The organism is Shewanella sp. 125m-1 (assembly GCF_052977065.1).
Map to the genome: position 1 here is coordinate 40,113 of NZ_JBRILT010000026.1, position 26,348 is coordinate 66,460.

At 42.3% G+C, this 26,348-nt stretch carries 23 protein-coding genes and 1 tRNA gene; 13 read left to right on the plus strand and 11 right to left on the minus strand.

Annotated features, from left to right (window positions below):
- Window positions 1-11 precede the first annotated feature (11 nt).
- Together ACVBIK_RS12580 and yejK are read right to left on the minus strand one after the other, a co-directional pair.
- Window positions 12-890 (minus strand): 6-carboxytetrahydropterin synthase, encoded by an 879-nt coding sequence (locus tag ACVBIK_RS12580; RefSeq protein ID WP_447169809.1) that lies wholly within the window; start codon window positions 888-890, stop codon window positions 12-14.
- A gap of 382 nt (window positions 891-1,272) precedes the next feature.
- Window positions 1,273-2,301 (minus strand): nucleoid-associated protein YejK, encoded by a 1,029-nt coding sequence (gene yejK, locus ACVBIK_RS12585; RefSeq protein ID WP_447162207.1) that lies wholly within the window; start codon window positions 2,299-2,301, stop codon window positions 1,273-1,275.
- Window positions 2,302-2,798: 497 nt separating this feature from the next.
- On the opposite strand from yejK, the gene ACVBIK_RS12590 reads away from it, so the two are divergent.
- The 3 genes from ACVBIK_RS12590 to ACVBIK_RS12600 all read left to right on the plus strand — a co-directional run bounded on the left by ACVBIK_RS12590 (window position 2,799) and on the right by ACVBIK_RS12600 (window position 5,116).
- Window positions 2,799-3,017 (plus strand): YejL family protein, encoded by a 219-nt coding sequence (locus ACVBIK_RS12590; RefSeq protein ID WP_447162206.1) that lies wholly within the window; start codon window positions 2,799-2,801, stop codon window positions 3,015-3,017.
- A gap of 83 nt (window positions 3,018-3,100) precedes the next feature.
- Window positions 3,101-4,885, plus strand: a complete 1,785-nt coding sequence (locus ACVBIK_RS12595; RefSeq protein ID WP_447164483.1) for a DUF3413 domain-containing protein — start codon at window positions 3,101-3,103, stop codon at window positions 4,883-4,885.
- Window positions 4,886-5,039: 154 nt separating this feature from the next.
- Window positions 5,040-5,116 (plus strand) — tRNA-Pro (locus tag ACVBIK_RS12600).
- Window positions 5,117-5,234: 118 nt separating this feature from the next.
- Here the strand turns inward: ACVBIK_RS12600 and ACVBIK_RS12605 are convergent.
- On the minus strand, window positions 5,235-5,459 hold the full coding sequence (locus ACVBIK_RS12605; protein WP_447162204.1) for a cytochrome c3 family protein: 225 nt from the start codon (window positions 5,457-5,459) through the stop codon (window positions 5,235-5,237).
- 430 nt (window positions 5,460-5,889) lie between these two features.
- Between ACVBIK_RS12605 and ACVBIK_RS12610 the strand changes: the two genes are divergently transcribed.
- On the plus strand, window positions 5,890-8,061 hold the full coding sequence (locus ACVBIK_RS12610) for a sensor domain-containing diguanylate cyclase (RefSeq protein ID WP_447164482.1): 2,172 nt from the start codon (window positions 5,890-5,892) through the stop codon (window positions 8,059-8,061).
- On the opposite strand, the gene ACVBIK_RS12615 is transcribed toward ACVBIK_RS12610, so the two are convergent.
- On the minus strand, window positions 8,058-9,497 hold the full coding sequence (locus ACVBIK_RS12615; protein WP_447169810.1) for an alpha/beta hydrolase: 1,440 nt from the start codon (window positions 9,495-9,497) through the stop codon (window positions 8,058-8,060). The two genes, ACVBIK_RS12610 and ACVBIK_RS12615, sit on opposite strands and share 4 nt — an antisense overlap.
- A gap of 87 nt (window positions 9,498-9,584) precedes the next feature.
- Here ACVBIK_RS12615 and ACVBIK_RS12620 point away from each other — a divergent pair, with 87 nt between their 5' ends.
- Window positions 9,585-10,064 carry a DUF6942 family protein gene (locus ACVBIK_RS12620; RefSeq protein ID WP_447162201.1) on the plus strand — a complete coding sequence of 160 codons (480 nt, stop codon included), beginning with the start codon at window positions 9,585-9,587 and terminating at the stop codon, window positions 10,062-10,064.
- Window positions 10,065-10,404: 340 nt separating this feature from the next.
- Here ACVBIK_RS12620 and nadE read toward each other — a convergent pair whose 3' ends face one another.
- Window positions 10,405-11,235, minus strand: coding sequence for an ammonia-dependent NAD(+) synthetase (gene nadE / locus ACVBIK_RS12625; protein WP_447162200.1), 831 nt, complete (start codon window positions 11,233-11,235; stop codon window positions 10,405-10,407).
- 202 nt (window positions 11,236-11,437) lie between these two features.
- Here nadE and ACVBIK_RS12630 point away from each other — a divergent pair, with 202 nt between their 5' ends.
- The 3 genes from ACVBIK_RS12630 (at window position 11,438) to ACVBIK_RS12640 (ending at window position 14,912) form a co-directional block, all read left to right on the plus strand.
- Complete coding sequence (locus tag ACVBIK_RS12630; protein ID WP_447169811.1) at window positions 11,438-12,082, plus strand: LysE family translocator; 645 nt, start codon at window positions 11,438-11,440, stop codon at window positions 12,080-12,082.
- A gap of 1,325 nt (window positions 12,083-13,407) precedes the next feature.
- Window positions 13,408-14,340 carry a hypothetical protein gene (locus ACVBIK_RS12635; RefSeq protein ID WP_447162664.1) on the plus strand — a complete coding sequence of 311 codons (933 nt, stop codon included), beginning with the start codon at window positions 13,408-13,410 and terminating at the stop codon, window positions 14,338-14,340.
- A 227-nt stretch (window positions 14,341-14,567) separates the two neighbouring features.
- On the plus strand, window positions 14,568-14,912 hold the full coding sequence (locus ACVBIK_RS12640) for a hypothetical protein (protein ID WP_447162663.1): 345 nt from the start codon (window positions 14,568-14,570) through the stop codon (window positions 14,910-14,912).
- Window positions 14,913-14,962: 50 nt separating this feature from the next.
- On the opposite strand, the gene ACVBIK_RS12645 is transcribed toward ACVBIK_RS12640, so the two are convergent.
- The 3 genes from ACVBIK_RS12645 to ACVBIK_RS12655 are packed head-to-tail and all read right to left on the minus strand — an operon-like array spanning window position 14,963 to window position 18,126.
- Window positions 14,963-16,513, minus strand: a complete 1,551-nt coding sequence (locus ACVBIK_RS12645) for a PhnE/PtxC family ABC transporter permease (protein ID WP_447169812.1) — start codon at window positions 16,511-16,513, stop codon at window positions 14,963-14,965.
- Between the two features lies 1 nt (window position 16,514).
- Complete coding sequence (locus ACVBIK_RS12650; RefSeq protein ID WP_447169813.1) at window positions 16,515-17,267, minus strand: ATP-binding cassette domain-containing protein; 753 nt, start codon at window positions 17,265-17,267, stop codon at window positions 16,515-16,517.
- A 4-nt stretch (window positions 17,268-17,271) separates the two neighbouring features.
- Complete coding sequence (locus tag ACVBIK_RS12655) at window positions 17,272-18,126, minus strand: putative selenate ABC transporter substrate-binding protein (RefSeq protein WP_447162660.1); 855 nt, start codon at window positions 18,124-18,126, stop codon at window positions 17,272-17,274.
- Window positions 18,127-18,410: 284 nt separating this feature from the next.
- Here ACVBIK_RS12655 and ACVBIK_RS12660 point away from each other — a divergent pair, with 284 nt between their 5' ends.
- Together ACVBIK_RS12660 and ACVBIK_RS12665 are read left to right on the plus strand one after the other, a co-directional pair.
- Window positions 18,411-19,085 carry a response regulator gene (locus tag ACVBIK_RS12660; RefSeq protein ID WP_447162659.1) on the plus strand — a complete coding sequence of 225 codons (675 nt, stop codon included), beginning with the start codon at window positions 18,411-18,413 and terminating at the stop codon, window positions 19,083-19,085.
- Complete coding sequence (locus ACVBIK_RS12665) at window positions 19,076-20,428, plus strand: ATP-binding protein (protein ID WP_447169814.1); 1,353 nt, start codon at window positions 19,076-19,078, stop codon at window positions 20,426-20,428. Before ACVBIK_RS12660 ends, ACVBIK_RS12665 begins: the two co-directional genes overlap by 10 nt.
- 3 nt (window positions 20,429-20,431) lie before the next feature.
- Here the strand turns inward: ACVBIK_RS12665 and ACVBIK_RS12670 are convergent, their stop codons facing one another.
- Entirely contained in the window at window positions 20,432-21,124 is a 693-nt protein-coding gene (locus tag ACVBIK_RS12670) for a 2OG-Fe(II) oxygenase (protein ID WP_447169815.1), read from the minus strand.
- Window positions 21,125-21,231: 107 nt separating this feature from the next.
- Between ACVBIK_RS12670 and ACVBIK_RS12675 the strand changes: the two genes are divergently transcribed.
- Both ACVBIK_RS12675 and ACVBIK_RS12680 read left to right on the plus strand, forming a co-directional pair.
- Window positions 21,232-22,488 (plus strand): HD-GYP domain-containing protein, encoded by a 1,257-nt coding sequence (locus ACVBIK_RS12675; protein WP_447169816.1) that lies wholly within the window; start codon window positions 21,232-21,234, stop codon window positions 22,486-22,488.
- Window positions 22,489-22,766: 278 nt separating this feature from the next.
- A complete protein-coding gene (locus ACVBIK_RS12680; protein WP_447164476.1) occupies window positions 22,767-23,096 on the plus strand; it encodes a DUF3135 domain-containing protein in 330 nt (109 codons plus the stop codon).
- 157 nt (window positions 23,097-23,253) lie between these two features.
- On the opposite strand, the gene corA is transcribed toward ACVBIK_RS12680, so the two are convergent.
- Entirely contained in the window at window positions 23,254-24,201 is a 948-nt protein-coding gene (gene corA / locus ACVBIK_RS12685; protein ID WP_447162654.1) for a magnesium/cobalt transporter CorA, read from the minus strand.
- Window positions 24,202-24,309: 108 nt separating this feature from the next.
- Window positions 24,310-24,675 (minus strand): hypothetical protein, encoded by a 366-nt coding sequence (locus tag ACVBIK_RS12690; protein ID WP_447162653.1) that lies wholly within the window; start codon window positions 24,673-24,675, stop codon window positions 24,310-24,312.
- A gap of 166 nt (window positions 24,676-24,841) precedes the next feature.
- Between ACVBIK_RS12690 and ACVBIK_RS12695 the strand changes: the two genes are divergently transcribed.
- A complete protein-coding gene (locus ACVBIK_RS12695; protein WP_447169817.1) occupies window positions 24,842-25,522 on the plus strand; it encodes a DUF2057 domain-containing protein in 681 nt (226 codons plus the stop codon).
- The last annotated feature ends 826 nt before the right edge of the window (window positions 25,523-26,348 follow it).

Consider the following 26,348-nt stretch of genomic DNA (forward strand, 5'->3'; position numbering starts at 1 on the left):
TTAATACTGAGTTATCCGACCGTCCTGCTCGCAATAGCGCCTTTCCCCACGCCTTCGTAAGCAATCACTTTAAAACCACTGCTAGGGACTTTGTCAGATAAGGTCTGTGCCATATAGTCAGCCAATAACTCAACCGTCGTGTCATGAGGAAGAATATCGCAAAGCGCTTTAGGCATGGCTAACTGAAAGTCACCTTGGGGCGCTTGGTAATGGAAACCAAAATGGGTCGCATCGCTTACTGCTGTCTGTGGAGACAAAGACAATGAACCGACGAGAACTTGATCGTCTATTGTCGCGAGGTAAATATCGTTCCAACGATTAGCCCAATACTCATCCCATTTGGGCGCCGCAATGCCATTTTCAAATACCGTTACAGGACTACGATGTCCGTGAGCGATTCGCTGGCAATTACCATCGTGCTTTTTTAGACCGTGACTGTAATGGTAATAAGGAGCATCATGTATTTCGTTTCTAAGTGTCAACGAAATACCTTCTACATTTGCGGGTAAGACTTCTTTTAAGGCTTGTTGTAAAAATTTATTCACGCTGTCAAAATCGATGATTTCACTCGGAATAAGTGCAAATGCTTGCGACGGACAGGCCAGATGAATATCACCTTGTTGGCTCGAAAAATCCATCCATACTCTGTCACCTTGTTGCTGCCAACGGGCTTCACTACAGGCAGTAGGAACCAACAGGCGGTGATCTGCCACCGCATCGATGGTATTTTTAATGGTGCGCTTCACTTTCGCGAAGTCGAGCACCATATTTTGCTCATCTAAACCACCGTCGAGCAACACATCAACAATCCAGCTTTCACCAACCATGCCTCGTATAGGGCACAGGTAAGAAAAATCGATAACCGTTAAATCTTTAACAAACAATTGCATTTTCGCTCCTAGGTAGAAAAACAGTCTACCTGTCTTAGTCCATGCAGCAATGGCCACAGGATGCTAATGTGTTGATGAGTCAGTAAGCTGACTCTTCTGATAATAACTTCAGCTTACAATGATCAAGCTCAACATTCGACTTTTTTAGTGTGAATTGCCTTTTTTAGAGCAAGCATTACACAATCCATGAAGCTGTTAACTATGCATCTTCATTACTGACTGCAAAATAACATTTGCCATTAGAACTTGCTGCATACACTTTTATAGAACTGTTTTGAAATATAAGCCGACACAAAAAAGCCGAACACTTAAGGTTCGGCTTGTAAATTTGCCTTTATTCATAATCAGCTATGAACAAGAGGCATTTGTAATGCTTAAGGGGTTACTCACCCTTAAGACGGCGATCGAGTTGATCTTTAAGGTTTGCCGGTACACCTTTAATAATGATGGTGTCAGATACAGGATCGTAGATCACTCTCTCACCTAGATGTTGGCCATCAAAACTTAGCGTTACACCACCACCTGTGCCAGAGAACTTTTTCAACTGCCTTAAGGTTGGCTTATCACCAGGGAACTCCTCTTCTAATTCATAATTGCCGCCTTGGGCAAAGTCATAAAAAGAGTCCATACCTTGGTCTGCAAGTTCATCGGCTAAGTCTTTAATCTGAATCGAGGCACCTTCATCACAGCGCTCGCTACAGTAATCAAATACACGCTCTCGAGCTTGTTGACGCTCATCTTTGGTTAACTCACTATTACCCACAAAATCTTCAACAGCGTTCATCAACGACTTGTTCTGAGCCTTGGTATTAACACCTTCAACACAGCCCATAAAGTCCAAGAAGAAATCAGCAACTTTACGTCCTGCACGACCACGCACAAAAGAGATGTACTTTTTCGATTCTGGATCAGCCTGCCACTCAGTTAAATCAATACGTGCAGCGAGTTGTACGTTGTTTAGGTCCAAATGTGTATTTTGCGACAGTTCCATATCGTCGAGTACTGTCATCGATGATTTTGCGTTAAGCAAAGACACAAACAGGTAATCGCTTGTCATGTAGGTGTAGCAAGATAGCAGCAAGAACCCGCCAGTGCTAAAGTCGTACTTAGCCAGTTCTTCTTGTAGCAACTTACCCGCAATCCCAGAAAATTCGACAAAGCCAAGCTCACCACTGCGATAAGTGGTTAAGGCTTCTTCAAACTTAGTGTTTGCTTCGCCATCTTCACCACTAATACCAAAATGGCCAAACCCTTTACCGGCTTTGGTGGTATAAGTTTGATGCAACTCTTCTAGCATCGCCTCAACCGCTTGGCTATTTAGCAAAGGTTGTGGACGTAATCGACAACTAAGTTGACCTTCACCATCTTGAGAAATGGAGTGGATAATTGCTTGTTCGACGTTAATACTCATTGAGCCTCGATAAAATTTGGCAAGGAGCGTAAGGCTTTCTCACACTCTTATTGGAAACAATTGATATCTGTCATTGGTAAGGGAAGAGCAATCCTACCTAATCCAACCACATTGTAATGCCCGCTATCATACCAGAGAGTCGCAATAAATCTATATTTGCTTGAGTGAACTAAGGCCTAACGTTTAAAGTCATATGATTGCAGTATTAATGAATAAGCAGATTATAATTAAAACGAGAAAATAAAGGTAAAAACATTGAAAATCAACAAGATAAAAACAAAAGCAAGAAGGGTGAACACACAAGGTAGCATTGCTTGAATGTTAGCTTGATGCAAAAGCTGATTGGCGATTTTCAACACAAGAGTCACTTAATCCCACCGCCTAATTTCCAACACTGCAACCAGCACTGTAAAAAGTACAATAAAAAGTGCGGAGCTTCTGCAAAAAATCCGTTATTATATGCCGTTAATCAAGATTTAAAGTGAACCTTTTTAATTATGGCTATTCAATCCAAATATTCTAATACCCAAGTAGAGTCTATTATTGCAGATTTACTTGCAGTGCTAGCAAAGCATCAATCTCCAACAGACTTAAGCTTGATGGCTCTTGGTAATTGCGTCACTCATCTGCTAGAAAAGAAAGTTCCAGCTGAGGCGCGTCAAGTAGTTGCAGAGCAATTTGCTAAAGCATTGTCGCAGTCAGTGAAAACTAACTAAGATACAGATATATTAAGCAGAATAAGTAGAGGCTAAAATAATGATTTTAGCCTCTACAACCCCTAAACAATAAATGGGTCAACATGGTCGAGCGACAAAAACAGATTGGACGTGATCGCGTCTCACGCTTAGTAAGCTGGGGGCACTGGTTTGCTTTCATTAATGGACTACTGGCCATTATTGTCGGCTATCGCTATCTCGACACCATCGGACTTCCCGAATCATTTATTGGCTGGGGCTATTTAGTTATTAGCACCGTAGGTCATTTTAGCTTTTTAGCTTTTATGGTTTATCTGGTGCTTATCTTCCCTGTTACCTTATTGCTTCCTTATTCAAGGGTCCTCAGGGGATATGCCGCTGTAGTGGCGACATTGAGCTTATGTTTATTACTCTATGATACGGTTATCTATGATGATTATGGTCTTCATCTAAGTCCCTTTGTATTTGATCTGGCCTGGGCGGACTTAAATGCCTTATTAAGGGGCACCTCCTACATCATCACACCTCTCGCCATTTTGGCGATAGAGCTTACTTTGGCGAATTTCCTTTGGAAACGGATTGAAAAAATCCGCAAACGGAATATAGGTAACCGAATAGTCGTGATTGTTGGTGCCTGTTTTGTTGCTAGTCACCTGATCCATATTTGGGGCGATGCCGCAGATGTAACCGAAATTACCCATTTTGATGATGCTTATCCATTGTCTTACCCCGCTACGGCTAAAAGCTTAATGGAAAGTTACGGTATTGAAGGTATTCAAGATCAGCAGAACCAAACGCCACCAAAGGCTAGCCTAGACTACCCATTAGCAAAGCTGCAATGTAGCGCTGATGACCTACCTAACATTTTAGTCATTGCAGTTGATAGTTTACGAGCCGATCAAGTTGATAGCGCGACCATGCCTTTCCTTGCATCTTATGCGAAAAAGAACATGGACTTTACTGAACACCTCAGCGGTGGCAATCAGTTTAGTAGCGGCATGTTTAGCCTGCTTTATGGGCTTCAAGGTAGCTACTCTAACGCGGTAGATTTACATTTCCGTAGTCCAGTATTAACCCAAGAACTCAGCGATAAAGGGTATCAATTAGCGTTATTTACCACTCAAGATACCCTAGGGCAGCCCCAAGCAATATTTAACGACTTTACACGCGTTAACTCAGAGCATATCGACAGCTACGCAAAATCTGATCTGCAGTCCGTTGCTAACTGGCAAAAATGGACTCAATCGGCGGCCCAACCCTGGTTTAGCTTACTCAACCTAAAGTCACCAGAAAGCTATGACACGCCTATTGGCTTCTTAGGTATTAAAACGGTTCAAGCATCGTCAAAGTTTAAGCCTGCACAAAAAGTACTATTTAACCAGTATCGACAGTCGCTTAACTTTATCGACAAACAGATTGAGCAGGTTGTGAGCACACTTCCAAAAAGTACTATGGTTGTCATTACAGGTATCAGCGGCAAAATGTTTACCAGTAATTCTGACGAAGCAAGAGTCAACCTGTCACCCGATAGCATTCGCGTACCAATGATTATCCATTGGTCAAATGAAGAGACAGCCAAAAAAATAAAATATCGCACGACGCACAACGGCTTAGTGCCGGCAATTTTGACTCAAACCTTAGGTTGTACCAACCCTGCATCAGACTACAGTTCTGATCAGAGCCTAATGCAACCGAGTGATAAGACTTGGGTTTATGTTGGTGACCATCGTATTTTTGCGATTTATCAAGAGCATGAAATTACCGTTATTGATCGACATGGTAAGTACCGTATCTACGACAATGACTATACTAAGCCGTTAAAAAAGAAATTAAGTGCCCCAGAGCTTGTGGAAGTGATGCGAGAAGGTCGTAGGCTTTACATCCACTAAAACTGCTATAGCATAAAAGACTATAAACTAAGCAAACGAATTCTCATCACACATGAAGAGCTTGCGCTAACAATAATGACTTGATAAAGTGCGGGTTCTTCAGAAATACCCCCTTAGTTATAAATGCTTTTATAACTTGTTCTGTAGAATATCTCGGGATATGGCCTAGTCCGGTAAGGCGCTTGTCTGGGGGACAAGAGATCACAGGTTCAAATCCTGTTATCCCGACCAAATTATACAAAAAAGCCAGCTAATCGCTGGCTTTTTTGTATCTGCAATTTGCAGTAGCAAATTAGATAAAAGCACTGTGTTAAATTATCACTACTGCGCTTTTATCACTGCCGAGTATTTACTCGTGACAGTCTGAACACTCTTTCATTGTTAGGTCAGGAGTGTGGATCTCTGTATCTAACTCGTGAGCACTTGCCATATCGTGACAATCGTTACAAGTCGCAATGCTTGCTTCCATTTCTGTATGCTCTTCAACATTAATTGTCTCGTGGCAGTCAGTACAGTTTACAGCCATAGCTGAAGCAGAAAACGCTAACGCAGCAACCAAAGTTAAATATTTCATATGCATTCCTTAATATCGGAGTTATCGCACTTAATGTTTGTGGTGTCACAGACTGTTAAGGCTTATTTTGTTAGTGCTGCCTAATAAATGAAAGACTTAGTGTCTCAGCAGCCCTTGCCTACCATGATATGAATTAACCTTAACTGAAACTTAAATCTAGCCATCAAATTGAACAAAAGCTGAATGACTCCTCGATGACTTGTAAAGGATGTGAGCGAGGTCTGACATATCATCAAATTTAAATATTTTTCTTTTAAACCTGATAGTTCCCAATAAGAAAGCCTCAGTCAAACAAGTTGACCTTGTTGGCTACTTTTTGCACACTCAGTCTCTAATATTTGGTTAAAAGTTGATATCTAGCTATAAAGTTAATAGATTGTAAACTGCCAAGACAAAACAAAAACTTCCACCCTAACTAAGGCGCATATTTTTGGGGAAAATAGAAAAAAACAAATTATTGTTAGCCACTTCGTTAGGCGTAATCGGCTTAATCATCAACCTATACCCGATACACTTATTTGCTAACATTCAACTGATCCTTGGCAACGTTTCCTACGTTATTGTCGCAGTATTGCTGGGCCCTTGGTATGCACTTTATACCGCAATCATTACCGTCACCGGCTTAATGATTGCCTGGGACAGCCCTCACGTTTACGTCTTATTCGGCGTTGAAGCGCTCTGCTTAGGTTTAGCTAGAAGAAAAGATATTTACGCCTTATATGCCAGCTTTAGCTTTTGGCTATTTATCGGTATGCCGCTCTTCTACCTTTATATCTTTTTATTTTCTGACTTGCCTAGCAGTCATATTGCATTCGTCATTTTAAAACAGGGAATTAATGGTCTGGTTTATGCTTGTATCGGCTCTTTGCTGATCATCTTAACGCCCTCTTTCTGGTACTTTTCATACAAAGTAAAGGACAAGCAGCGTCGAACGTTCAATGCACAACTCACCTATACTTTTACCCTCGTCATCACCATCGCTTTGCTATTGTCAGCCTTACTGTTTAATAACCAATTTATTGAACGCCAACAACGCTTGCTGTATAGCAATATTAAAAGCTCAGCCAACCACCTGGCTTTATCAACGCAAGCCTATCTTGATTCGCATACAAGAGCGATTACCAATGCAGCTGCTTGGCTCAGCCTAAATAAACACAGTAAGACAGAAGAACAAATATTACTGTCTGAGCTACATAATAATTACTCTGGATTCATTACTATGTTGCTCGCCAATGACGAAGGCAACGTCATTGCCGCTAGCCCCGCGTCCTTGCTTACCAATGGCACTGTTAATCCTCAAAAATTTAGCATCCGTGACAGAAACTATTTTATCGAATCTTATATAAACCAACGCGCTTATATTTCACCACCGTTTTTAGGTAAAGGCTTTGGTAATGATCCTATTGTAGCGATTAGCTCGCCCATTTACCCAGCCAACAACCCTCATCAACCGATAGGTATTATCGAAGGTTCACTCAATTTAAATGAATTTAAAAAGGTTGATAAATTCAACACTGATTCACAGCACCAGTCCATTGTGCTCATCGATAAAAATAGAAAAGTGATTTACGCCTCAGATGGACTCGATATAGCGCCCTTGAGCGAGTTTAGCTTCTCACAACCTAGCGAAAACTATATTACCTCTCTCCCAATGCTTAATATCAGCCACGGCGACAATAAGGCGCCTGAGTATGTTTATGCCAGTGTGACGCTCAGTAATGATTGGCAATTATTTGTACTGAATCCTTTTAGGCCATTGGTAGAATTGGTCGAAAGCATGTACTTAGCCACGTTTGCAATACTGCTTATTTCATTATTGATCACTATTTATATTTCACGAGTGATCAGTGCGCGCCTGACTCTGCCTTTAGAAAATATCGCCAATAAGTTCAGCACTAGCCTTGAAGGTAATAATGTCGAATATGCTGTAAACGAAGAGTCTCCTCAGGAGGTTTATTCGCTATTTAAACGTCTACAGCAAAGTAAGAGTCAGCTTATTGGTTATCAACTAGAGCTAGAGGAGAAAGTAGCAATACGGACCCTGGAGCTTGAGCACGCCAATAGCAAGTTAAAAGCGCTGGCAGAAAAAGACCCACTAACGGGCTTATATAACCGCCGCTATGCAGAAGATAAGTTTCCAGCGATTCAAGAGCTTTGCCAACGAAGCGATGAAGTCATTGCAATCGCATTGCTAGACCTTGATAAGTTCAAGTTTATTAACGATACCTATGGTCATGACGGAGGCGATCTCACCCTTAAACGCATTGCCAAGTTGCTAAAACAAGAGTTTAAACGCGATTCAGATATTATTGTTCGGTATGGCGGCGAAGAGTTTCTGTTGATCATGCCACTGTGTAATGCACTAAAAATTGAACATCACTTGGAACGATTTAGACAGAAACTTGAAAGTCTAGTCATCGATGCTAAGCAAACGTTTCAAGTCACCACCAGTATCGGAGCAGTTATTGGTAATGGTACCTTTAGTACATCACTGGAAGACTGGGTTAAACAAGCTGATCTCAACCTATATCAAGCCAAAGAAGCCGGTCGAAACCAATTAGTGTTCACGACCTTAGAAGATAAAGATCTCCCTGACAATTAGGGGATAATCGTCTCGTCCATTTTACTGAGTATATAGGGATAAAATGGATTCCATTTCTGTCTCATGATCTCGCTAGCCGGAACACTGAGCACCCCTTTCTCTCCTCGAGAAGCACCTGAGCCTATCTGAATATGTTGCTTGTCAGCATCCCAAACAGGGCCATACAAGCCATCGCTCATAGGAAACGGTAATGCTACGTGTGACAGTGAATAAACTTGCTTAGGCCAGCTTAATGACAGCGGTATGACACTAGCGTCATTGATACTACGGCTTTGAATTGCACGACTATCAAGGCTCTGGTTTTCAATTAAGGTAAAATCATAATTGAATTCTCCATCGGTCATCATCTGTCGATAAGGTTGTAACGGATCATTTAGAATCAGGCTTAAATTGACTTGCGTACGGTTAATATCAAATAGCACCAATTCATGGCCTGCATCAGGTAGCTGGCTATAGAGTGCACTTATCACAGCGCTTGTATCCACGGTATCATCAGTCAGTGACTGAAAGGTCAAAATGGGAGGTAAAGCATTTAATCCCGTCTGCCCGAGCTGCTTTATCAGCTGTTGATTACGCATTGAAAGTTGATAAACAACATCCCCAGCGTTAACCGCAAAAGAACCATACTTAAACGGATCGTATTCAGCTTGAATACTGTTCCAGCTCAGTTTATCTAGCCCCAGCACAGTACCTAGCCTTGCTTGCCATTTAGCCCCTGCGGCAACAGGAGGTAAACCGATTGCAGGAGAAAGAAAAATCATCGCCGAGTAATCAGCTAGTTTTTTCGTCGCTAAGCGCTCTAATTCATAGTTTAGCGCGAGCGCTGCCCCTGTGGAAAAACCAACTAAGTAGAGGGGTTTGTCCCCCAACGCTGTTTTCATATGCTGGGTAGCCAGCGCTACAGCTCCAGCCATGTCTTGCCAGTAGATATTGGTGAGTGCTGAGGGTAAAGTGCCATGGCCTGGTAACCTAAGCCCTAAAACATGAGCCTTATTTTTATAATGCTTGCCGAAGTGTGACATGGCGTACGGAGAATCAGACATGCCGTGCAGTAGCAACACGCCGTATTCGGCATCAGCTTTGGGCCACTCATAGCTGCGATTCCAATCTTGCTCCCAGTGGCCAGGATCCGAATAACTGCCTCTCACATAACGATTAATGATATCGAAGGACTGTGGGTCGACAGGCTGCTGATACACTTTACTTTCTAGCTCAGCGAACAGTTTATCTTCAAGCTCCAGATATTCTTCAAAGCTATTAAGGTTGCTGTTTACGCGATATTCAGAGGTTAAGTCGGTAGTATGCCAAAGTGACAGATCGGGACGGGAATTTAAAAACCATACGGCCATAGCAATTAACGCAATGCTAGTGCCTAAAGATGCATAAAACAAAGCAAAGGCAAGATGTTTTGTTGATCCAATAATAATGGCTTTCATAAGCGTCGCTATTCATCCTAAACAGGCAATATAATAAAAGATAACGTACACGTTTTTAATACGAACTGGTAAAGATAAGGGCTTACATTGAATAAAAATAATTACCTCATCGGCGAACTCACCGCGAGCACCTGCTTTTACTTACCCACTCCACCAGCAATCATTGATGACTGGCATTACCACTCAAGCGATGCAATCGCGCAACTTATCGACGCTAATGGCAATCATTGGCGTAAAATATTTACCATAATGGCTAAAATTTCAGTGACCGATAAACAGTGGAAACACTATCGCGATACACAATTATTAAAACACAACGAATCTATCTGCATCGGTGCCACCAAGTTAACGCCAGGCGCCACACTTCACATTGTTTGTGGCCAGCAAAGCGCTCACGCATTGTCATTATCTGAACAACAATTTAATCCAGTAGATCCCACAACAACTTATATCAGCAGGCACCTTAATCAAGCCATCTATCTTTGCCCTTATCTTGATTATCGTCAATTTCCGAACCTGCAAATAGATAAGTTAAGGGCCAGATTAAACTTGCCCGCACTAAGCTAATCTCTAAGCCAACCTCTGAGCTCGTTTGCTTAAGGTTAGCGCTTAACGCTATGGTTTAACGATGCCGCTTAAAGATAAAGCTTAACGCTATTACTTAAAGCCATTTTTTAAAGCTATTGTATAAAACTGTTGCTTAAAGCGGTTTCTTAAAGTCATGCCAATACTCGATGTTGTAATACAGAACAACATATTTTCTAGGCAAGTACAAACAACAAAGGCGCCTAGGCGCCTTTGTTGTTAATCAAGTCATTGGGTTAATATCAAAATTTATAAATCACATTATTTGCTCATAAAATTTAGCATCTAACGCAACCCAAGCCGCTACTCAGCCGCTTTGACCCTAGTCATAAATTGTTGGAATTGGCTCACGCTTGTGTTGAGTCGCGCGGTATATACCAACTAGCTTATCATTAACGAAGTGGCTGACTTCTTTACCCTCTAAAAAGTCATCAATTTGATCATAGGTTAAACCCAGTGCGACTTCATCTTCTAATTGCGGTTTGCCCTCTTCCAGATCAGCCGTTGGCGCTTTAACCACCAGCTGTTCTGGTGCACCTAAGCATGCAGCTAGCTGGCGAACTTGACGCTTATTTAGGCCAAATAAAGGCGCTAAATCACAGGCTCCATCGCCCCACTTAGTATAAAACCCGGTTATATTTTCAGCACTGTGATCGGTACCAACCACTAAACCACCGACTAAACCCGCGATCTCGTATTGAGCAACCATGCGCATTCTTGCCTTCACGTTGCCTTTCACAAAATCAATTTTATCATCTTCTGGTAAGCTAATACCCGCGGCTTCAACGGCAGCCAGCGTTTCACTATGAACACCATCAACGCCAAGTTTTACATTCAGCGTAACTTGCTTTGAAGGTTGAATAAACTGACAAGCCAATTGCGCTTCATCTTCATCCTTTTGTACATCGTAAGGTAAACGAACTGCAATGAACTGGTATTGGTTAGTCTCTGAGTCAGCGTTCAGCTCATCAATAGCAAGCTGACACAAGCGACCAGCCAATGAAGAATCGACACCACCACTGATCCCCAAAACTAAAGAAGAGGTACTGGACTGCTTAAGCTTTGACTTAATAAATGCAACCCGTCTTTGTATTTCAAAAGCGGGATCAATAGCCTTAAGCACTTTCATTTCTCTTAAGATCTGTCCTTTCACGTTCTGCGCTCCAATAGTGTTGGCATAAAATCGGTGTCTATTATGGGCCAATTGTTGCGATTATTCACGGGCTGATTACTCACAATCGTGTTAATTTATTATTTCTAAACTCACGGCTGTTTTAAATTAAGCTTCTTGGCATTTACTCAATAGCTATGTTGCTGTTAATCAGCAGTAAATCAAATGATTACCTAGGCATCAGATGGAACTTCAATTACTTATATCACTGTCATTCATCCATCTCATTGCGCTAGCAAGCCCAGGGCCTGATTTTGCTTTAGTGGTTCGCCTTGCCACTCAAGAGTCTCGCGCTGCAGCTGTTGCCTCGGCGCTTGGCATAGCGGTCGCGATTCTCGGGCACACCCTACTCAGTTTAACGGGGGTTAGCCTTATCATTCAAAGCTCTGCCCTTTTATTCACCCTTGTTCAGTTGGCTGGCGCTAGCTATTTAGCCTGGATGGGCATGGGCGCGATAAAAGCTGCATGGCTGCACTGGAAAGATCCTGTATCGATTGAAACAGCCACGCAAGGGCGAGGAATAACCCCTTATAAAGGCTTTATGCAAGGGCTCTATACCAATATTTTAAACCCCAAGGCTCTGGTGTTTTTCATCACGCTATTCTCTACTCTGATCACCCCACAGGTCAGTTTCGCAACTAAGAGTATGGCCGCTTTACTATTGTTTTCTTTATCCTTTATCTGGTTTAGTTTGATTGCGGTAGTACTGTCCAAGCTCACTATTCAGCTTAAAATGAAACAGGCCAGCCCACTAATTAATCTCGTTACCGGGCTTGTATTTATTGGCGTAGCACTGATGATTATCTCGGGACTCGTGGCATCACACTAGCAAATCGAATACAGCGAGTGCTGGACAGGATGTCCGAATGTCGTGATCGCATGGTCAATGATGTTCCCTACATCATAATGACATTTCCCATATTCCTAAGGGTCAGATGTGAAGGAATGACCTTATGTGCAGATACTGCTGAGGCTCGCCCCTAGTAGGTCCAGGTAGGCTTAACGAAAACATCTGATGTGAATGGATTCACAAATGCCGCGGTGACATAGATGACATAGATGACGTAGAGCAGCCATGTTTTCATCGGTTGCAGCCGTATCAACGTTGGATAATTGGCGCCTTCATTTGGGAAGTCGTGGTTTGATGTCTAACTTGAAAATGCCCCAAAGTTGGTTGCCCTTCGAATGAAGGTTGATTACATTTTTTGTCTGAGCTGTGGCTACGGGGCTGCTAATTCGAAATAGTCGCTTTAGAGTTATCAATCGCCTGCAGCGGGTGCTGGACAGGACGTCCGAATGTCGTGATCACATGGTCAATGATGTTCCCTACATCATAATGACATTTCCCATATCCCTATGGGGCAGATGTGAAGGAACGACCTTATGTGCAGACACTGCCGTGACACGCAACAAGTCCATCCTTGGAAGCTCGGCCATGACGTCCATATCATGGACGGTCACGGCCGGATCTACACCGGATAATTGGTGTATTTATTAGGCCGTAGTGGTTTGTTGTCTAACACGGAAATGCCCCAAAGTGAGTTAGCCTTCAAATGAAGATTGATTACATTTATTTTTGGGTTGGTGTTATCAAGTAGAGTTTTTGAACTTGTTGCTTCGTAGTTATCAATCGCCTCCAGCGGGGGAATGTGCAGATACTGCTGAGGCTCGCTGCGAGCACGTCCTTGTGAGCTCAACGAAAACGTCCCTGTTTTCGACGGCCTCAACCGCATCTACACCGGATAATTGGTACTTACATTTGGGCTTTAATTGTTCGGCTTACAACTTGGAAATGCCCCAAAATCATTTTCACTGATAGTACTGGTTAGTAGCATACACCTAAATTGTTTTTGTTTGGCTTCTCTTAAGGCTATGCCATTACTACGAGGTAACTCTTTTGCAATGTAACGTATTAATACCTTACCGCTCAGTTGCTTTTCAATATAAAAGTGAAGTTCGCCGATGAAAGATATTGTATCTACAAACCCTTTACCATACCTAAAAAAATGCTCGAGAAACATTTGTTAGGTGTGGCGATGAGCGATACATATGTACAATGTTGTATTACAAAAAGGTACAACTTAAGTGTTGCACTCTATCTGGGGGAAACGTTAATTCGTATCGTGAATAATAAAAATCATTAAGGATTATGAAATGTTAAAGAAAATTATAACATCGGCGCTTTTATTTGGCTCGCTAACCACATCAGCTGTAGCTATTGATAGCTATCATGTTGAATGTAATTCATGCGTTACTGATGCACAATTCACTCAGTTTGCAAAAGATAACGCTATACCCAAACAAACTGTTTACATCCATGTGATGAACATTGAAAATTATACCGTAAAAAAATATAGCGTTTACAAAAACAATGAAACTGTATGCGACCCTAATGGTAGAGAACCTGATGGCGAAGGGGGGGGGATTTACGATTGTTGGCTTGAACATACCTTAACTGCTAACGAAGTTAGTCTAACTAACGCAGAATTGAATACATTTAACTATTTTGCAGACCTACAAAATCACCTTTCATCAATATCGTTATTTGCAATTGATACACCTAAAGAGGTTTTAGATAGCGCATATGAGCTTATTGGTGCCTCATATAACGAAACTGCAGTTAGTAACTACTTTAACAGCCTTCCAGTTAAGCAAACTATTGTTGAGAAAACAGGTTTATATTTAGAATCAATGACCACAGTAGCCGCTAATTCTTATATAAAGATTAATGCTAGACCAATCGTTTTTGAATTTGATGATGGTAAGGCTTATGCCGTTCTTTCGTTTGAAGATATGGATAACGTTATACATCTTAAGTTTGTTAAAGTTATTGATAAAAACGGTAATGTAATTGACCTTGTTGATGAGAATAATCCGTTCTCACCGAAGTTTAAAACAGACGGTCTATCGCTAATACAATGGCGATCGCTATTAACAACTTTTAAAGCTTACGGATTGGCTGTTCCGGGAGCGTCAACAAAGATTGTTCCTAGAGGTTCCGTCATAATTGTAGATTGCTCAACTAGCACTGAAACTGTTTGCAATAACGGGGCGTACCATACATTCTGTCCAAAAGTGAGTTGGTAAACTCAAAGTTTTTCGCAAGTATCCGCGATAAGTTGTAGTGGTAGATGGCTCAGTATGAATAAGGTACAGCTCTGATGCGATGTGTATTATCTGATGCTTCTGTCTGATGCTTGGCTTCAGTGTTTCTAATCTGGTTAAATGTCATTATTGTGAAGCCGCCTATAGAATACCGCTTATACTTTCACGTAAGCTCTACACCACAAGTATCATTTCAAAGGTAGAGTCTCATGTGGTGGCGGATCCTTCTTATCTGTTTAGCTTATCTTCTTATCGGCGCACACTTTTTACGCTTTGGACAAAATGAGGCGTGTATTGCTTTTGCCCTAAGTCCATTATTGCTGTTTATTAAAACCCATTGGGCGACTCGATTACTGCAAGTGGGTTTAGTCGTATCGGCATTTTTAGTGTGGGGAGTTAGTAGCTTTGAATACATTCAAACCCGAATATTGGCTGACGCGCCTTGGTATCGCCTGAGTGCTATTATGGCGGGTGTTATTGCCTTTACGCTTTTAGCGGCTTGGTGTGGTAATGGCATCATCGAAAAACGCAAGCAACGTAACATCTTTAGTTAACAGATCTATCGTCTATCAAAAACGCAGCTAGCTCCTACAACGCTTTATTGTTAATGAGCACACCCTAGCTGCGTTTTGTTTTTATTGTACAAAATACGCCGACTCAAGATATCAACCACTATATTGACCAAAGCTGTTACACACATCAGCACTAATGCGCCGTTATAGCGGATCTCTTCAAAATTACTGTCGATATAAAACCCCAATGTGGCGATGCCTAACATGCCTAAAATGGCGGTTTCTCTTAATATCACCTCAAAACGATAAAACAATAACGCCATCATGTTGGGGTATATTGCAGGCAGCACTTCATAGCCGTAACCATCGAGTCTGCCATTAAAATGGGCCGATACCGTGACATCGTCCGCGTGCCGAATGGTTAAGTACGCAATAAGTGCACCGTTATGAATTGCCAAAGCGAGTATAGCTGGCAACATTGACGGCCCTAGCAAAAGCATAAACACGAAGGCAAATATATATTCTGGTACAGAACGCAGTACCAATAATCCCAGCCGGTTAATATTAGCGATAAAGCGTCCACTTAAGCGTTTGTCACTCACCGCGCTCCCTATTAGCGCAAACAGGTGGCTCATGCCCAGTGCAGCTAAAGCGAGTAATAGCGTTGCTATCACACCGGGTAATGCTTGCTCACTGAGTAACCTGCTTAACCAATCAACAAATTGGCTCAGTAACGCCATGCCTGAAATCGCGCCACTTTGATATGCATGACTTTGCAGCGAAGAGTCTTGAAACATGGGCGGCAAAATATCTTGGCTTAGAAAACGCCAAATAAGCCCACCATCAACATGAGGTATGGTTGGCAATGCCCATATTGCGACTATAAAATAAATCGGCAGTAATTTTATACGCCCCCAATATGGAATAGTGCCTATCAAGGCAATAAATAGCATTAGTAAAGCAGCGCCTTGATGATAATGACCTTGGCGAAATGCTGATTCAAGATAAAAACCTAAGGTCGGCATACCGACAAAACCTAACACTGCGCTACTTCTCAATGCACACTCAAACCGATAACGTACATAGGCTCGAATAGGCACTAAAACATGTGCAACTCGACCATAAAAGTATCGGCTAATTCGGTCAGTCTGATTGGGGAAAGTTTGCAAGGTTGTGGTGGGAGCTTGCTGCAAAATATCACTAAAGACCCGGGCAAAGGTTGCCCCGTATGGCAATGCTATAGCAAGAATACCGGTCAATGGTGATAAACCAAAAATCTGTAAAAACAGCAGTGCCCAGAAAATCTCATGAATAGAGCGAACAAACGCACACATGGCGGCAATATAAGGCTTGTGGTAGATAAGGGATACGGGCGCGCCCCACACCAGCGCTAAGAATATGCCTAGCAGTGCAAAACTCACGGTCTGCCATAACGCATCGAGTAGGTATTCAGTGGCAAAGAAATCCGGCGCGGCAATACCTTTAGCAATCAATAACAGTTCTGCCCACGGATCTAGGGCAATAATTTCGGTATCCGCGGCATAAAAACAGATAAAGGTTATCAGCCATAGCAGCAAGGTCACTTTTTGCCAGTAACCAACAAAGGTAAACAGACTAAACCTCGAGCGATTGTGGGAGCGCAAACTAAAGATGTTTAGCGTCGCTTTGTAGCGAAGCGCTTGTACAAGCTGAACTGTTAGCTGAATGACGGTTAAATAAAGCGTGCGCAGCAGAGTCTGTAGCTAACTTATCTTGATAAAAATCTTCTAGCGTATCGACATCCAGAGAACTTGCAGACACATCGAGTACTTTTCTGCCCTCTTTTAAACCGATAACACGGTCAAAATGGGTCAAGGCCATATCCATGTCGTGCAAAACCATTACCACCGTACTGTGGCAGGCTAAAACATGGCTTAACAAGCGTTGCCCCATAACAGGATCGAGCGCAGAAAAAGGCTCATCACCAATAAATAATGTTTGATGTTGATATAAGGCGCGCGCCAGTGCCACACGCTGCCTTTGCCCACCCGACAAGGTTGAAACTGGACTCGTTAGTGAGCAGTCCAGTTCCAGTTCGGTGGCAATTTGGTTAACCTCTTTTAACGGCTGGTGCAATGGATAAGCAAGGTTCAATAGATTGTAATACCAGCGATGGCGATTAAGTGCCCCCATAAAAATATTATGAAACACACTTAAATTCTCAACTAAACCTTGTCGCTGTGAACATAGCGCCGAGCTTGACCGTAATCGTTCATAAATATGATTTATCAAGGTCGACTTGCCACTACCGGAACGACCAATAATGGCAATTTTTTCACCTTTGCTGATGACTAAGCTCTCAAGATCTACAACCACTTTATCGCCAAACTGAATAACGACATCTTTTAGCGCTAACATGAGGTTAGTCTATCAGCCCTATTGCTTTAGCCACATCTTCTATCGGCTCATAATCTTGATTCTCAGCCGGGACAAATGACTGGCGAGGAAAGCTTTTTAACAGATGAGGATCGGTCATGCCAATGAGCGCCGACTCCACTTTTGCAGCAAAGCCTGGGCCAAACTCTTTATCAACGTCACCGCGAATCGTCCACTGATAATCAGGGTAAGCTGGACTTTCCCAAATCACATTCACTTTATTAAGATCCACTTTGCCGTTGGCTAATGCGGTTTCCCATACCTTGTAATTAACAGCTCCAACTTGATAGACACCCGCTTGAACCTGAGTAATTGTGCGGCTGTGATCACCTGAGTAACCTATGCGCTTGAACACATCTTTACTGTTTTTACCTAAGTTTCGCTCGATAAAAAATTGCGGCATTAAGCGGCCAGAGGTCGAGTTTTTTGAACCAAAGGTGAAGGTGTAACCGTTTAAGTTTGGAAAGTTGTCGCTAGGTACAATTTCTGTTGATGCATGGGCAATAAAGTAGCTCTTAAAAAACTGATCTTCGTAGCCTTGAGCAATTGCCTCAGAACCCGGCACTAAACGCCTAGCTTGTACACCAGACAGTCCGCCAAACCAAGCCAGTTGCACTTGATTGTTACGAAAAGCCGTTACCGCTGCAGAATAAGACTTTACTGGGATATATTTAACTTCAACACCGAGCTTTTCTTCAAGGTATGTGGCTATTTTATCAAAGCGAGTCCGTAATTGACGTTCATCTTCATCTGGAATAGCTGTAAACGTAAACGTAGTCGCCATCACACTTGGCGTTAATAACAGTAGCACTAGCACTGTAAATCGCCTTACAAGCGACATATTTTAATCCTTTTGCGGGTAAATTTTCACGTAACCTTAACGAAAAAGCAGCAATAAACCCAGAAAAAACGACACAAAATAACGTCTAATTCGGTATTTTTTGTATTTTATAGGCAAATATCATTCTTTAGTTCAAATAAACAACATCCAAACCAGGTGCATCACTAAGTTCAGCCTTGGTTAAGTATATAAAGCGTAAGCTTGTTCTACTAAGAAACACCTAGTTGGCAGTAAGCATAATTCTGCGTAAACTAATCAGTATTGAATTCAAGGATATTGTGACTATGCGAATATTAGTTGTTGAAGATGACCCTATCTTGTCTCACCACCTCAAAGTGCAACTGAGTGAGTTAGGTAATCAAGTGCAAGTAGCATTAACAGCCAAAGAGGGATTTTACCAAGCAACAAATTATCCTATCGATGTGGCTATTATCGACCTAGGCTTACCCGATCAAGACGGGATCAGCCTAATTCAAAGTCTGCGCGATAATGGCCTTAAAGCCCCCGTTCTCATTCTTACTGCTCGTGTGAATTGGCAAGACAAGGTTGAAGGCTTAAATGCTGGCGCCGATGACTACTTGGTGAAACCGTTTCAAAAAGAAGAGTTAGTGGCACGCCTCGATGCCCTGGTTCGCCGCAGCGCAGGCTTTGTCAAACCACAGATAACTAGCGGACCACTAGAAATCGACCTGGCAGCAAAGCAAGTCAGCCTTAACAGTCAGCCTATGGAAGTGACCGCGTTTGAATACCTTATTCTTGAGTATCTGATGCGCCACTGTCATGAAGTCGTCGCTAAGCAGCGTTTACTCGATGTGATTTACGGTGACAAAGAAGGTGATCCAAACACAATCGAAGTGATGGTTAGCCGTCTTCGTAAAAAGCTCACTAAAGATGGCCTCGAAAATCCCATTGTTACCATTCGTGGTCAGGGCTATAAATTCAACCTACCATGCAGTTAGGATTCAAACCTAAGAAACGTCTGCTCACGCGGATGTTTCTCACATCGTTATCAATTATTGCGCTAGTAGGCTTTGGCTTAGCGTGGATGGTTAATATCCTCCACGCGCAAAATAGTTACAACGAAGAGACCGCGCAGCTTATTGCAGAGATCCCCAATGTCGCCGCAGAGCTGAGGGAACATGACCTTATTCCTGACAACAGCGACGAATGGCTCGAAGAAAATAGCGCAACTCAACGATATATTATCGCCAGCTGTGATAGTACCTTCAATCAAGTATGGACTTCATCATTAGCGGTCGATCGTGGCCTATTTGATACCTGCGAGCGCTTTAACGAAATAAGAGACACCTCTCCGCCCTATTACTTATCCTTAGCCGATAATAAAGGTTACTTTGTCTACTTATTATCACTCGATATTGCCAGTAACAAATACAATCTATTGGTATTAAAAGATGCTGAGAAAATTGAAAAGGAATACAGTAAGTTTAGTCGCCTAACCTATGTTCGCTTAGCCTTCGTACTCGCACTTGCATTAGTGCTTTTGATCAGTGCTGCCTATTGGGGAATGCGACCTTTAGTCAGGCTTAGAAATGAGTTGAACTCGATCAACAATGGTAAAGCTAAATCGTTGTCAGATGGCTACCCAATAGAGCTAGAGGGAGTGACCCAAGCGCTAAACCAACTGTTAGTACAATCGAGCGCCCAGCAACAGCGATACCAAAATGCAATGAACGACTTAGCTCACAGCCTTAAGACACGGTTAGCTGCAGTACATGCGATTACCGATGATCGTACTCTTGATAAAGAGGCTTGCAGCGAGAAGATTATGGAGCAAGTCAGCCAAATGGATCAATTGGTTAAATATCAATTGAAGCGTGCCATGTTAGGCCGTAAAGGCCTTAAACAAGAGCAGACCCAAATTGCCCCCTTGGTTAACCAATTGGCGCAGATGCTATTTAAAGTGTACCGCGACAAACAAGTTCAATTTGAAGCCGCTATTCCTATTGAACATGTGTTCCCAGGTGATAAAGGCGACTTAATGGAACTTTGCGGTAACTTGATGGAAAATGCCTTTAAGCTATGTATTTCAACAGTAAAAGTGTCATCGTACTATAACGATGCTGGTGAGTTTGAGTTAGTGGTTGAAGATGATGGTCCGGGTGTTGAAGAGAGTATTCGTCAGAATATTATTGAGCGAGGTGTGCGCGCCGATACTCAAAAGCCCGGTCAAGGCATAGGCCTTGCGGTGTGTAATGAGATTGTCATTAGCTATGGCGGACGCCTAAGTATCGAAACATCCAAGCTCGAAGGCGCCTGTTTTAGGATCTCGATCCCTATCTAGATATCAGCCAGCGCTATAGAGTTGTTCGGCGCGATTAAACATGATCCAAGAGGTCGCGATATACTTATCGTGACTCTTGGGAATGTTTCCCCGATGAGAATGAGTAAAGCCTGCAGGGGCGATGACCATAGTGCCTTTCTTGGGTTTAATCAGCTTATTCTGATAATAAAACTCTGTCTCTCCGCCCTCTTCAACATCATTCAAATAAAACATATACAGAACCACACGGTGTAAGGCTTCGTTATGACTTACTTGGGGGAACTGCTCTGAATGCCAGTGGGGGTAACCGCCTTTAGCTTGTAGATACTTTTGAATATTGATACTGCCACTGCGGTACAAATACTTAATGATGGCCTCCGCACGACTCTTGCCATAGCGCTCATAGTTATCTGGGGTTAACGTGACAGACTGACCTTGTTCGTCGGCAACATTCACGGCGACGGCGCCCATTAGCGCCATCGCATACTTGTCAAAGTATTGGGTTGCATAAGATAGCGTATAACCGAGCAGTTTATTCTTCAGCGGCGCTAAGTCTTCATGGGAGTCGAGCATAAGATCGAAACTGCGTTTTTTTGATTCATCAACTCCACCACCAGTTCGGCCAGCCCTTACTCCTGAGTGCGTATTAAACTTGCTTATCAACTCATCGCAAAAGTCATCAGGGATCGCATTTGGGTATATTTCAATGAAGTCCATTTTAAGTTTCTCTGTTTAGCAATATGTGTAAATTTATCAGTTAAGTAATTGTAAATTATATAACTTGAGTTAAAATAGCAAATTAGGATACGTTCGATAAAATACCCATGACGAATAGTTGTAAAGTCGCAGTAGCACAGTTGCAGATCGGTAACTTTGTTCAGTTACCGATTGCGTGGAAAGATCACCCTTTCATATTCAATAGCTTCAAAATAAAACAACAAGCTCAGATTGAATTGATTAAAAATCTTGGTATAGAGTTTGTTTACCTTCGCCCGGAGCGTAGCGACACCCAACCGCTTTCCAGCATTGAAGCTAAACAAGCGACAAGCATTCTTGACAATAACCTTGAGCGCTTATCTGGCGAGCTAAATCAACAAAAAGCCAAAAGCATCGAAGCCCAGCAATCGTTAAGACGCCATTTACAGAAGACTGAAAAACACTTCACCCGCAACGTTGCCATGATGAGAAGCCTCATCGGTAAACTGCGTAATCGCCCGCTTGATGCGGTCAATGAAGCTAAAGAGCTCATTCATGGTGTTGTTAATCAATTACTCACTGACGATAAGCTAGTACTTCATTTGATGTCTGACGCCAAAAGTGATGAAGGGATCTATTATCACTCGCTGAATGTGGCCGTACTGTCCATGCTCATTGCCAAAGAGTTAGCTTGGAGCCGAAAAGACATTGAGCTCGTCGGAATGGGCGCGCTATTTCATGATATAGGCAAACTCAAGGTTCCGACTCCACTGCTGCGAAAGGCCACGCCTTTTACTCATGCAGAACAGATATATTTTAATCAACACCCAGCAATGGGCGCTGAGTTATTAATTGCCGCAGATAACTTTCCTAAAGAAGCATTGCCTATCATCTTAAACCATCACGAGTTTTTAGACGGTTCGGGTGTACCTAAAGGTAAAAAAGAAACAGATTTAGATAAGCTAAGTCAGTTGGTTTGTGCCATAAATACCTACGATAATTTATGTCACTCTGACCGCAGTAAAAAAGCCAAGACGCCTTATTCAGCCCTCGGTTATCTGTATAAAAACTATCAGTCCCAGCTGAATCAGCAAGTGATTAGTCGCTTAGTCAAGATGCTCGGTATTTATCCGCCTGGCAGTATTGTTGAGCTAGCCTCGGGTCAGTTTGCCATGGTGATGTCGGTCAACTTAAGCCAACTACTGTTACCACGGGTGTTGGTATATGATCCCACCGTACCCAAAGAGCAAGCACCTATTGTCGACCTGGCCAATGAGGGCTTAAGCATCGTCCGATGCTTACCTGTTGCAGCGCTTCCGGAAAAAGTGATTAAGTACCTAAACCCTAGGGAGAAGATCAGCTACTTCTTTGGTGCAGAAAAGTAATATTAGTCCAATAAATATCAGCCCTTTCAGTGGGAATTAACATTCCTGCAAGCTAGGGCGATATCTTTGCGTAATACACTGAAAAATAATTCTCTTTCGTTGTAACTCGACGTAAAACCGCCCCGCACAGATATATATCTAACAAAAATGGGGATTAATGACTTTATTGACTGGTATAACCACGCGCTTAAAATAGCCTGCATATTGCAGGTTTCTTGCCCAATTAGCGCTAACTGACTAGTTTTATAGAATGAGTTATCACGCTGGAGGAAGTTATTATGACTAAACTTCCAAGTTTTGACCGATTATTATGGCTTGCAGAAAATGCCCCAAAAAAACTAGATGCACTACAAAAACACCTTTGCAAAGAAACCATCGCCCAAAGCAGTAAAGCGAACCAAGCCAATCTCACCTGTTTGCTTGATCACTTAGACAAACGCTTAGCGCTCTGCAACAGTCCTTATCAACGTTGCCAAGTCGTTAGCGAGCTGATGTTTAAAAAACTTGCGCTATTAAATCAGGTGTATTCTCAACCTGAACTGTTCTTTCAAAATAAAGCGGATGTGGTCCCCTTTCAGCAAAAGACTAAAAAGGGTAAAAAAGACTAGAAAGGTTAATCGCGACCGTAAACAACATGCCATGGGTATGTGACATCGGCACAAAAAAGCTCGCGATTGCGAGCTTTCTTTCTTTCTTTCTTTCTTTCTTTCTTTCTTTCTTTCTTTCTTTCTTCAATAGCGTGGTTGCTAGCTATTGCAGAGTAAACTATAGCCAACCTTTTCGTTTAAAGAAAAAATAGGTTCCCGCAGCACTACCAAACATCATTGCAATCGCCATTGGGTAGCCCAATTTCCAGTCAAGCTCAGGCATATTTACAAAGTTCATGCCGTAGGAGCTTGCTATCACTGTTGGCGGTAAAAATACCACGGCGGCAACAGAAAAGATCTTAATGATCTTGTTTTGCTGCAAACCACTAAAACCCATAGCGGCATCGAGTAAGAAGTTCAGCTTGTCGAAAATAAACTGACTATGAGGCATCAAAGACTCAATATCTGACAGCATCTCACGCAGATCTTTTAACTCATCATCGGTCAATTGGCCACGATAATGCTTCTGCATAAACCTTAACGAACGTTGGGTATCGAGCAAACTTAATCGAATTTTGCCGTTTGAATCTTCTTGGCGGGTGATCAGCTTAAACACATCATCAAGCTCTTCATTCTTAAACACCTCTTCACTGACGTTTTCAAGTACGGTATATACGTCCTCAATCAGGTCTGAAAGATAATCAACTTTAAGATTAAATAGCTCTAGCAAGAGAGTTTCAGGTGTAGTTGCGTCGATTTTACCCAGTCTCAGGTAGTTACGCAGCAAGCGGATAAGTCCCACATCTTCGTCACGGATTGTCAGTAAAAAGTTTTTGCGTAAATTAAAAGAGACGTTTACGCCTTTAACATCTTGCCCTGCACGCTGTGGAAACAAAGAGTTGATGTGTAGTCCATCATTATTCTGATAAAAACGCGCAGAAGCCTCAATCTCATTGATATCCTCTTCATCCGGCACATCTTCAACAGAAAAATGGCTTAACCATTCTCTTTCATGTTCATCGGGTTTATATAGGTCCAGCCAAATAATACTGGGAGGGATACTATCCTTGATGCTCAATTCAATAATCGTAAGTTTACGATCCTCATAGGCATAGGCTGTAATCATAGCTCCTCCTTTAAACGCTTATAGCAAATATTCTGAACAAAAAATTTGGGCTATTCTAACCTATAACGTCATATTACAAAGGGCAAAGCATAATAAAGTGCACAAATATTACTTATTTACCGTATTAGCAACGATAATTCGTTCCTGATTGGACAATCTAATGCGAATTCCGTTAACAGTTGTTAACTCATTGCTAGCAATATCCTTCTTTCTAACTTGATAAACTACGGTTTCCTCACTCATAGGTGACACTATCGTTACACTGACAACTTTATTACCATCACTCCAATCCCAATACCAATAGGCAGCTGACGCAGTGAGAGATAAGCTGACGAGTACATAAGCACCGAGCCGAAGTTTCATGTTCTTGCCTAACTCTTTTGTACTCGCTCGGACACCTTTTTCTCTCGGTTTACGGATATAAACCATCGCGCCAGCAATGATAAGTAAGGTGATTAAAATTTTAGTGAGCACTTGCTTCCCCTTTGCGGTGTTTAGGGCAATTATACCCGCATATAACAAGATAAACTGTTACTAATATCCAAGCATTACGACGTAAGTCAGTAATAAAATCATCTTACTATGCAACTTTAACATCATTCTGCTATAAAGAAGACATTACACCATATTAGGATCCCAGATGAATCGTTATTATGCCGCAGCTTGTAGTTCTGTTTTATTGTTAAGTTCGTCAGCATTGGCTGATGTGACCTTGTCTATGCCATCTAATTCAGAACTCGTCCTCGTCAATGGTATAGAAACTAGTGGCCATGAAACACTTAAACTAGACAATGGCACGAATCAGATTGCGTTTCGCTATCAGGGACGCTATCAACAGCAAGGTTCTCAAACTCAGTTTCAATCTGACGTGATCATCATTAAGTTCGATGAAACGAATGCTGAGCTTTCGTTAACCTTACCAAGAATTCGCTCTAATAGTGCTGCTGATAAGTTCAACCAATCACCACAAATCTCATTGGAAGATGCTAATAAACAAGTGATTAATTTCGAGCAAGGAAAGTTAATTAAAGACGGCTTACAACTAGGTCGTGACTATAAAACAGAGATGGCAGCGTACAATCTGACTCAGCAAAGCGCCTCTCTTAAGCTACAAGCCCCCCCAGAGGCAACAGTGCAAGCCGTAACCCCAGCGATAGTTGCAGCGCAGGCATCTAGTCCTACAACCGCTACAGCTACAGCTACAGCTACAGCCGCTCAGCCTAATAATCAGATAAATGTCGGTCAAATGCTTGATTTTTGGTATAGCCAGGCCGATGAAGCAACACGTAAAGCGTTTAAAAAGCGCATCGAAAATCAATAATAAACTAAGCAATAACGTCTAAGTGTTAAGGTTAATAAAATAAACAACTGCTGTAGCTTATCGTAGCGCCTAAACGGAAAAAGCCTCATCGAAATATGAAGCTTTTATCTTTATGCTTGAGGGTAAGTACAGTGATAGCCACATGCTCACGAGCGCCTAGTTTTAGCTAAACTGGGGCGGACTATCTCTTTTTAAAGAATTATTGACGCTAAACGAAAAAGCCTCTGCATTCTTTTCAATAAGCAGTGCATAGGCTTTCATCTTTATGTTTGTGGGTGAATGTCGCGTAGCGATGAGCTTATGAATGCGAAGCTGGGGAGGTCTTGATCTTATCAAGAGATGAACCCGCGCCCCCAGCGTGACAGGCCCGACTAACTCTAATGAAATGCCCTAAGAACTCCATGGATGAAGTGAATTCTAGAGATTGTCTGGAACAATCTCAGTCCAACTGAGCTACGAAGTGCATGGATGCAAAAATGTCACGAAACCCATGGATGGTTGAGAGTAACCGCTCCTTTAGCAAAGTGCTTACGCATATCACTGAAATTTTCTTTAAATAACAGATACGAAAAAGCCCTGCTATTACTAGCTGGGCTTTTTCGTAATGTTTGTGGGTGAGTACAGCGATAGCTGTGAGCTTACGAACGCGAAGCGTAGCTGGGGCGGATTCATCCGCGACGTCACGGCTAAATTAACAAATATTACAAAACGAAAAAAGCCTCTGCATTACTGCAGAGGCTTTCGTCTTAATGTTGGCGGAGCGGACGGGACTCGAACCCGCGACCCCCGGCGTGACAGGCCGGTATTCTAACCAACTGAACTACCG

Excerpts from the sequence above, each read along its gene's own strand:
- ACVBIK_RS12580 (WP_447169809.1), bottom strand. The coding sequence starts at position 890 with ATGCAATTGTTTGTTAAAGATTTAACGGTTATCGATTTTTCTTACCTG.
- ACVBIK_RS12655 (WP_447162660.1), bottom strand. The coding sequence starts at position 18,126 with ATGTCGCTTGTAAGGCGATTTACAGTGCTAGTGCTACTGTTATTAACG.
- ACVBIK_RS12650 (WP_447169813.1), bottom strand. The coding sequence starts at position 17,267 with ATGTTAGCGCTAAAAGATGTCGTTATTCAGTTTGGCGATAAAGTGGTT.
- ACVBIK_RS12665 (WP_447169814.1), top strand. The coding sequence starts at position 19,076 with ATGCAGTTAGGATTCAAACCTAAGAAACGTCTGCTCACGCGGATGTTT.
- ACVBIK_RS12675 (WP_447169816.1), top strand. The coding sequence starts at position 21,232 with ATGACGAATAGTTGTAAAGTCGCAGTAGCACAGTTGCAGATCGGTAAC.
- ACVBIK_RS12595 (WP_447164483.1), top strand. The coding sequence starts at position 3,101 with ATGGTCGAGCGACAAAAACAGATTGGACGTGATCGCGTCTCACGCTTA.
- ACVBIK_RS12660 (WP_447162659.1), top strand. The coding sequence starts at position 18,411 with ATGCGAATATTAGTTGTTGAAGATGACCCTATCTTGTCTCACCACCTC.
- ACVBIK_RS12695 (WP_447169817.1), top strand. The coding sequence starts at position 24,842 with ATGAATCGTTATTATGCCGCAGCTTGTAGTTCTGTTTTATTGTTAAGT.
- yejK (WP_447162207.1), bottom strand. The coding sequence starts at position 2,301 with ATGAGTATTAACGTCGAACAAGCAATTATCCACTCCATTTCTCAAGAT.
- ACVBIK_RS12640 (WP_447162663.1), top strand. The coding sequence starts at position 14,568 with ATGTGGTGGCGGATCCTTCTTATCTGTTTAGCTTATCTTCTTATCGGC.
- ACVBIK_RS12605 (WP_447162204.1), bottom strand. The coding sequence starts at position 5,459 with ATGAAATATTTAACTTTGGTTGCTGCGTTAGCGTTTTCTGCTTCAGCT.
- corA (WP_447162654.1), bottom strand. The coding sequence starts at position 24,201 with ATGATTACAGCCTATGCCTATGAGGATCGTAAACTTACGATTATTGAA.
- ACVBIK_RS12590 (WP_447162206.1), top strand. The coding sequence starts at position 2,799 with ATGGCTATTCAATCCAAATATTCTAATACCCAAGTAGAGTCTATTATT.
- ACVBIK_RS12635 (WP_447162664.1), top strand. The coding sequence starts at position 13,408 with ATGTTAAAGAAAATTATAACATCGGCGCTTTTATTTGGCTCGCTAACC.
- ACVBIK_RS12680 (WP_447164476.1), top strand. The coding sequence starts at position 22,767 with ATGACTAAACTTCCAAGTTTTGACCGATTATTATGGCTTGCAGAAAAT.
- ACVBIK_RS12615 (WP_447169810.1), bottom strand. The coding sequence starts at position 9,497 with ATGAAAGCCATTATTATTGGATCAACAAAACATCTTGCCTTTGCTTTG.
- ACVBIK_RS12670 (WP_447169815.1), bottom strand. The coding sequence starts at position 21,124 with ATGGACTTCATTGAAATATACCCAAATGCGATCCCTGATGACTTTTGC.
- ACVBIK_RS12630 (WP_447169811.1), top strand. The coding sequence starts at position 11,438 with ATGGAACTTCAATTACTTATATCACTGTCATTCATCCATCTCATTGCG.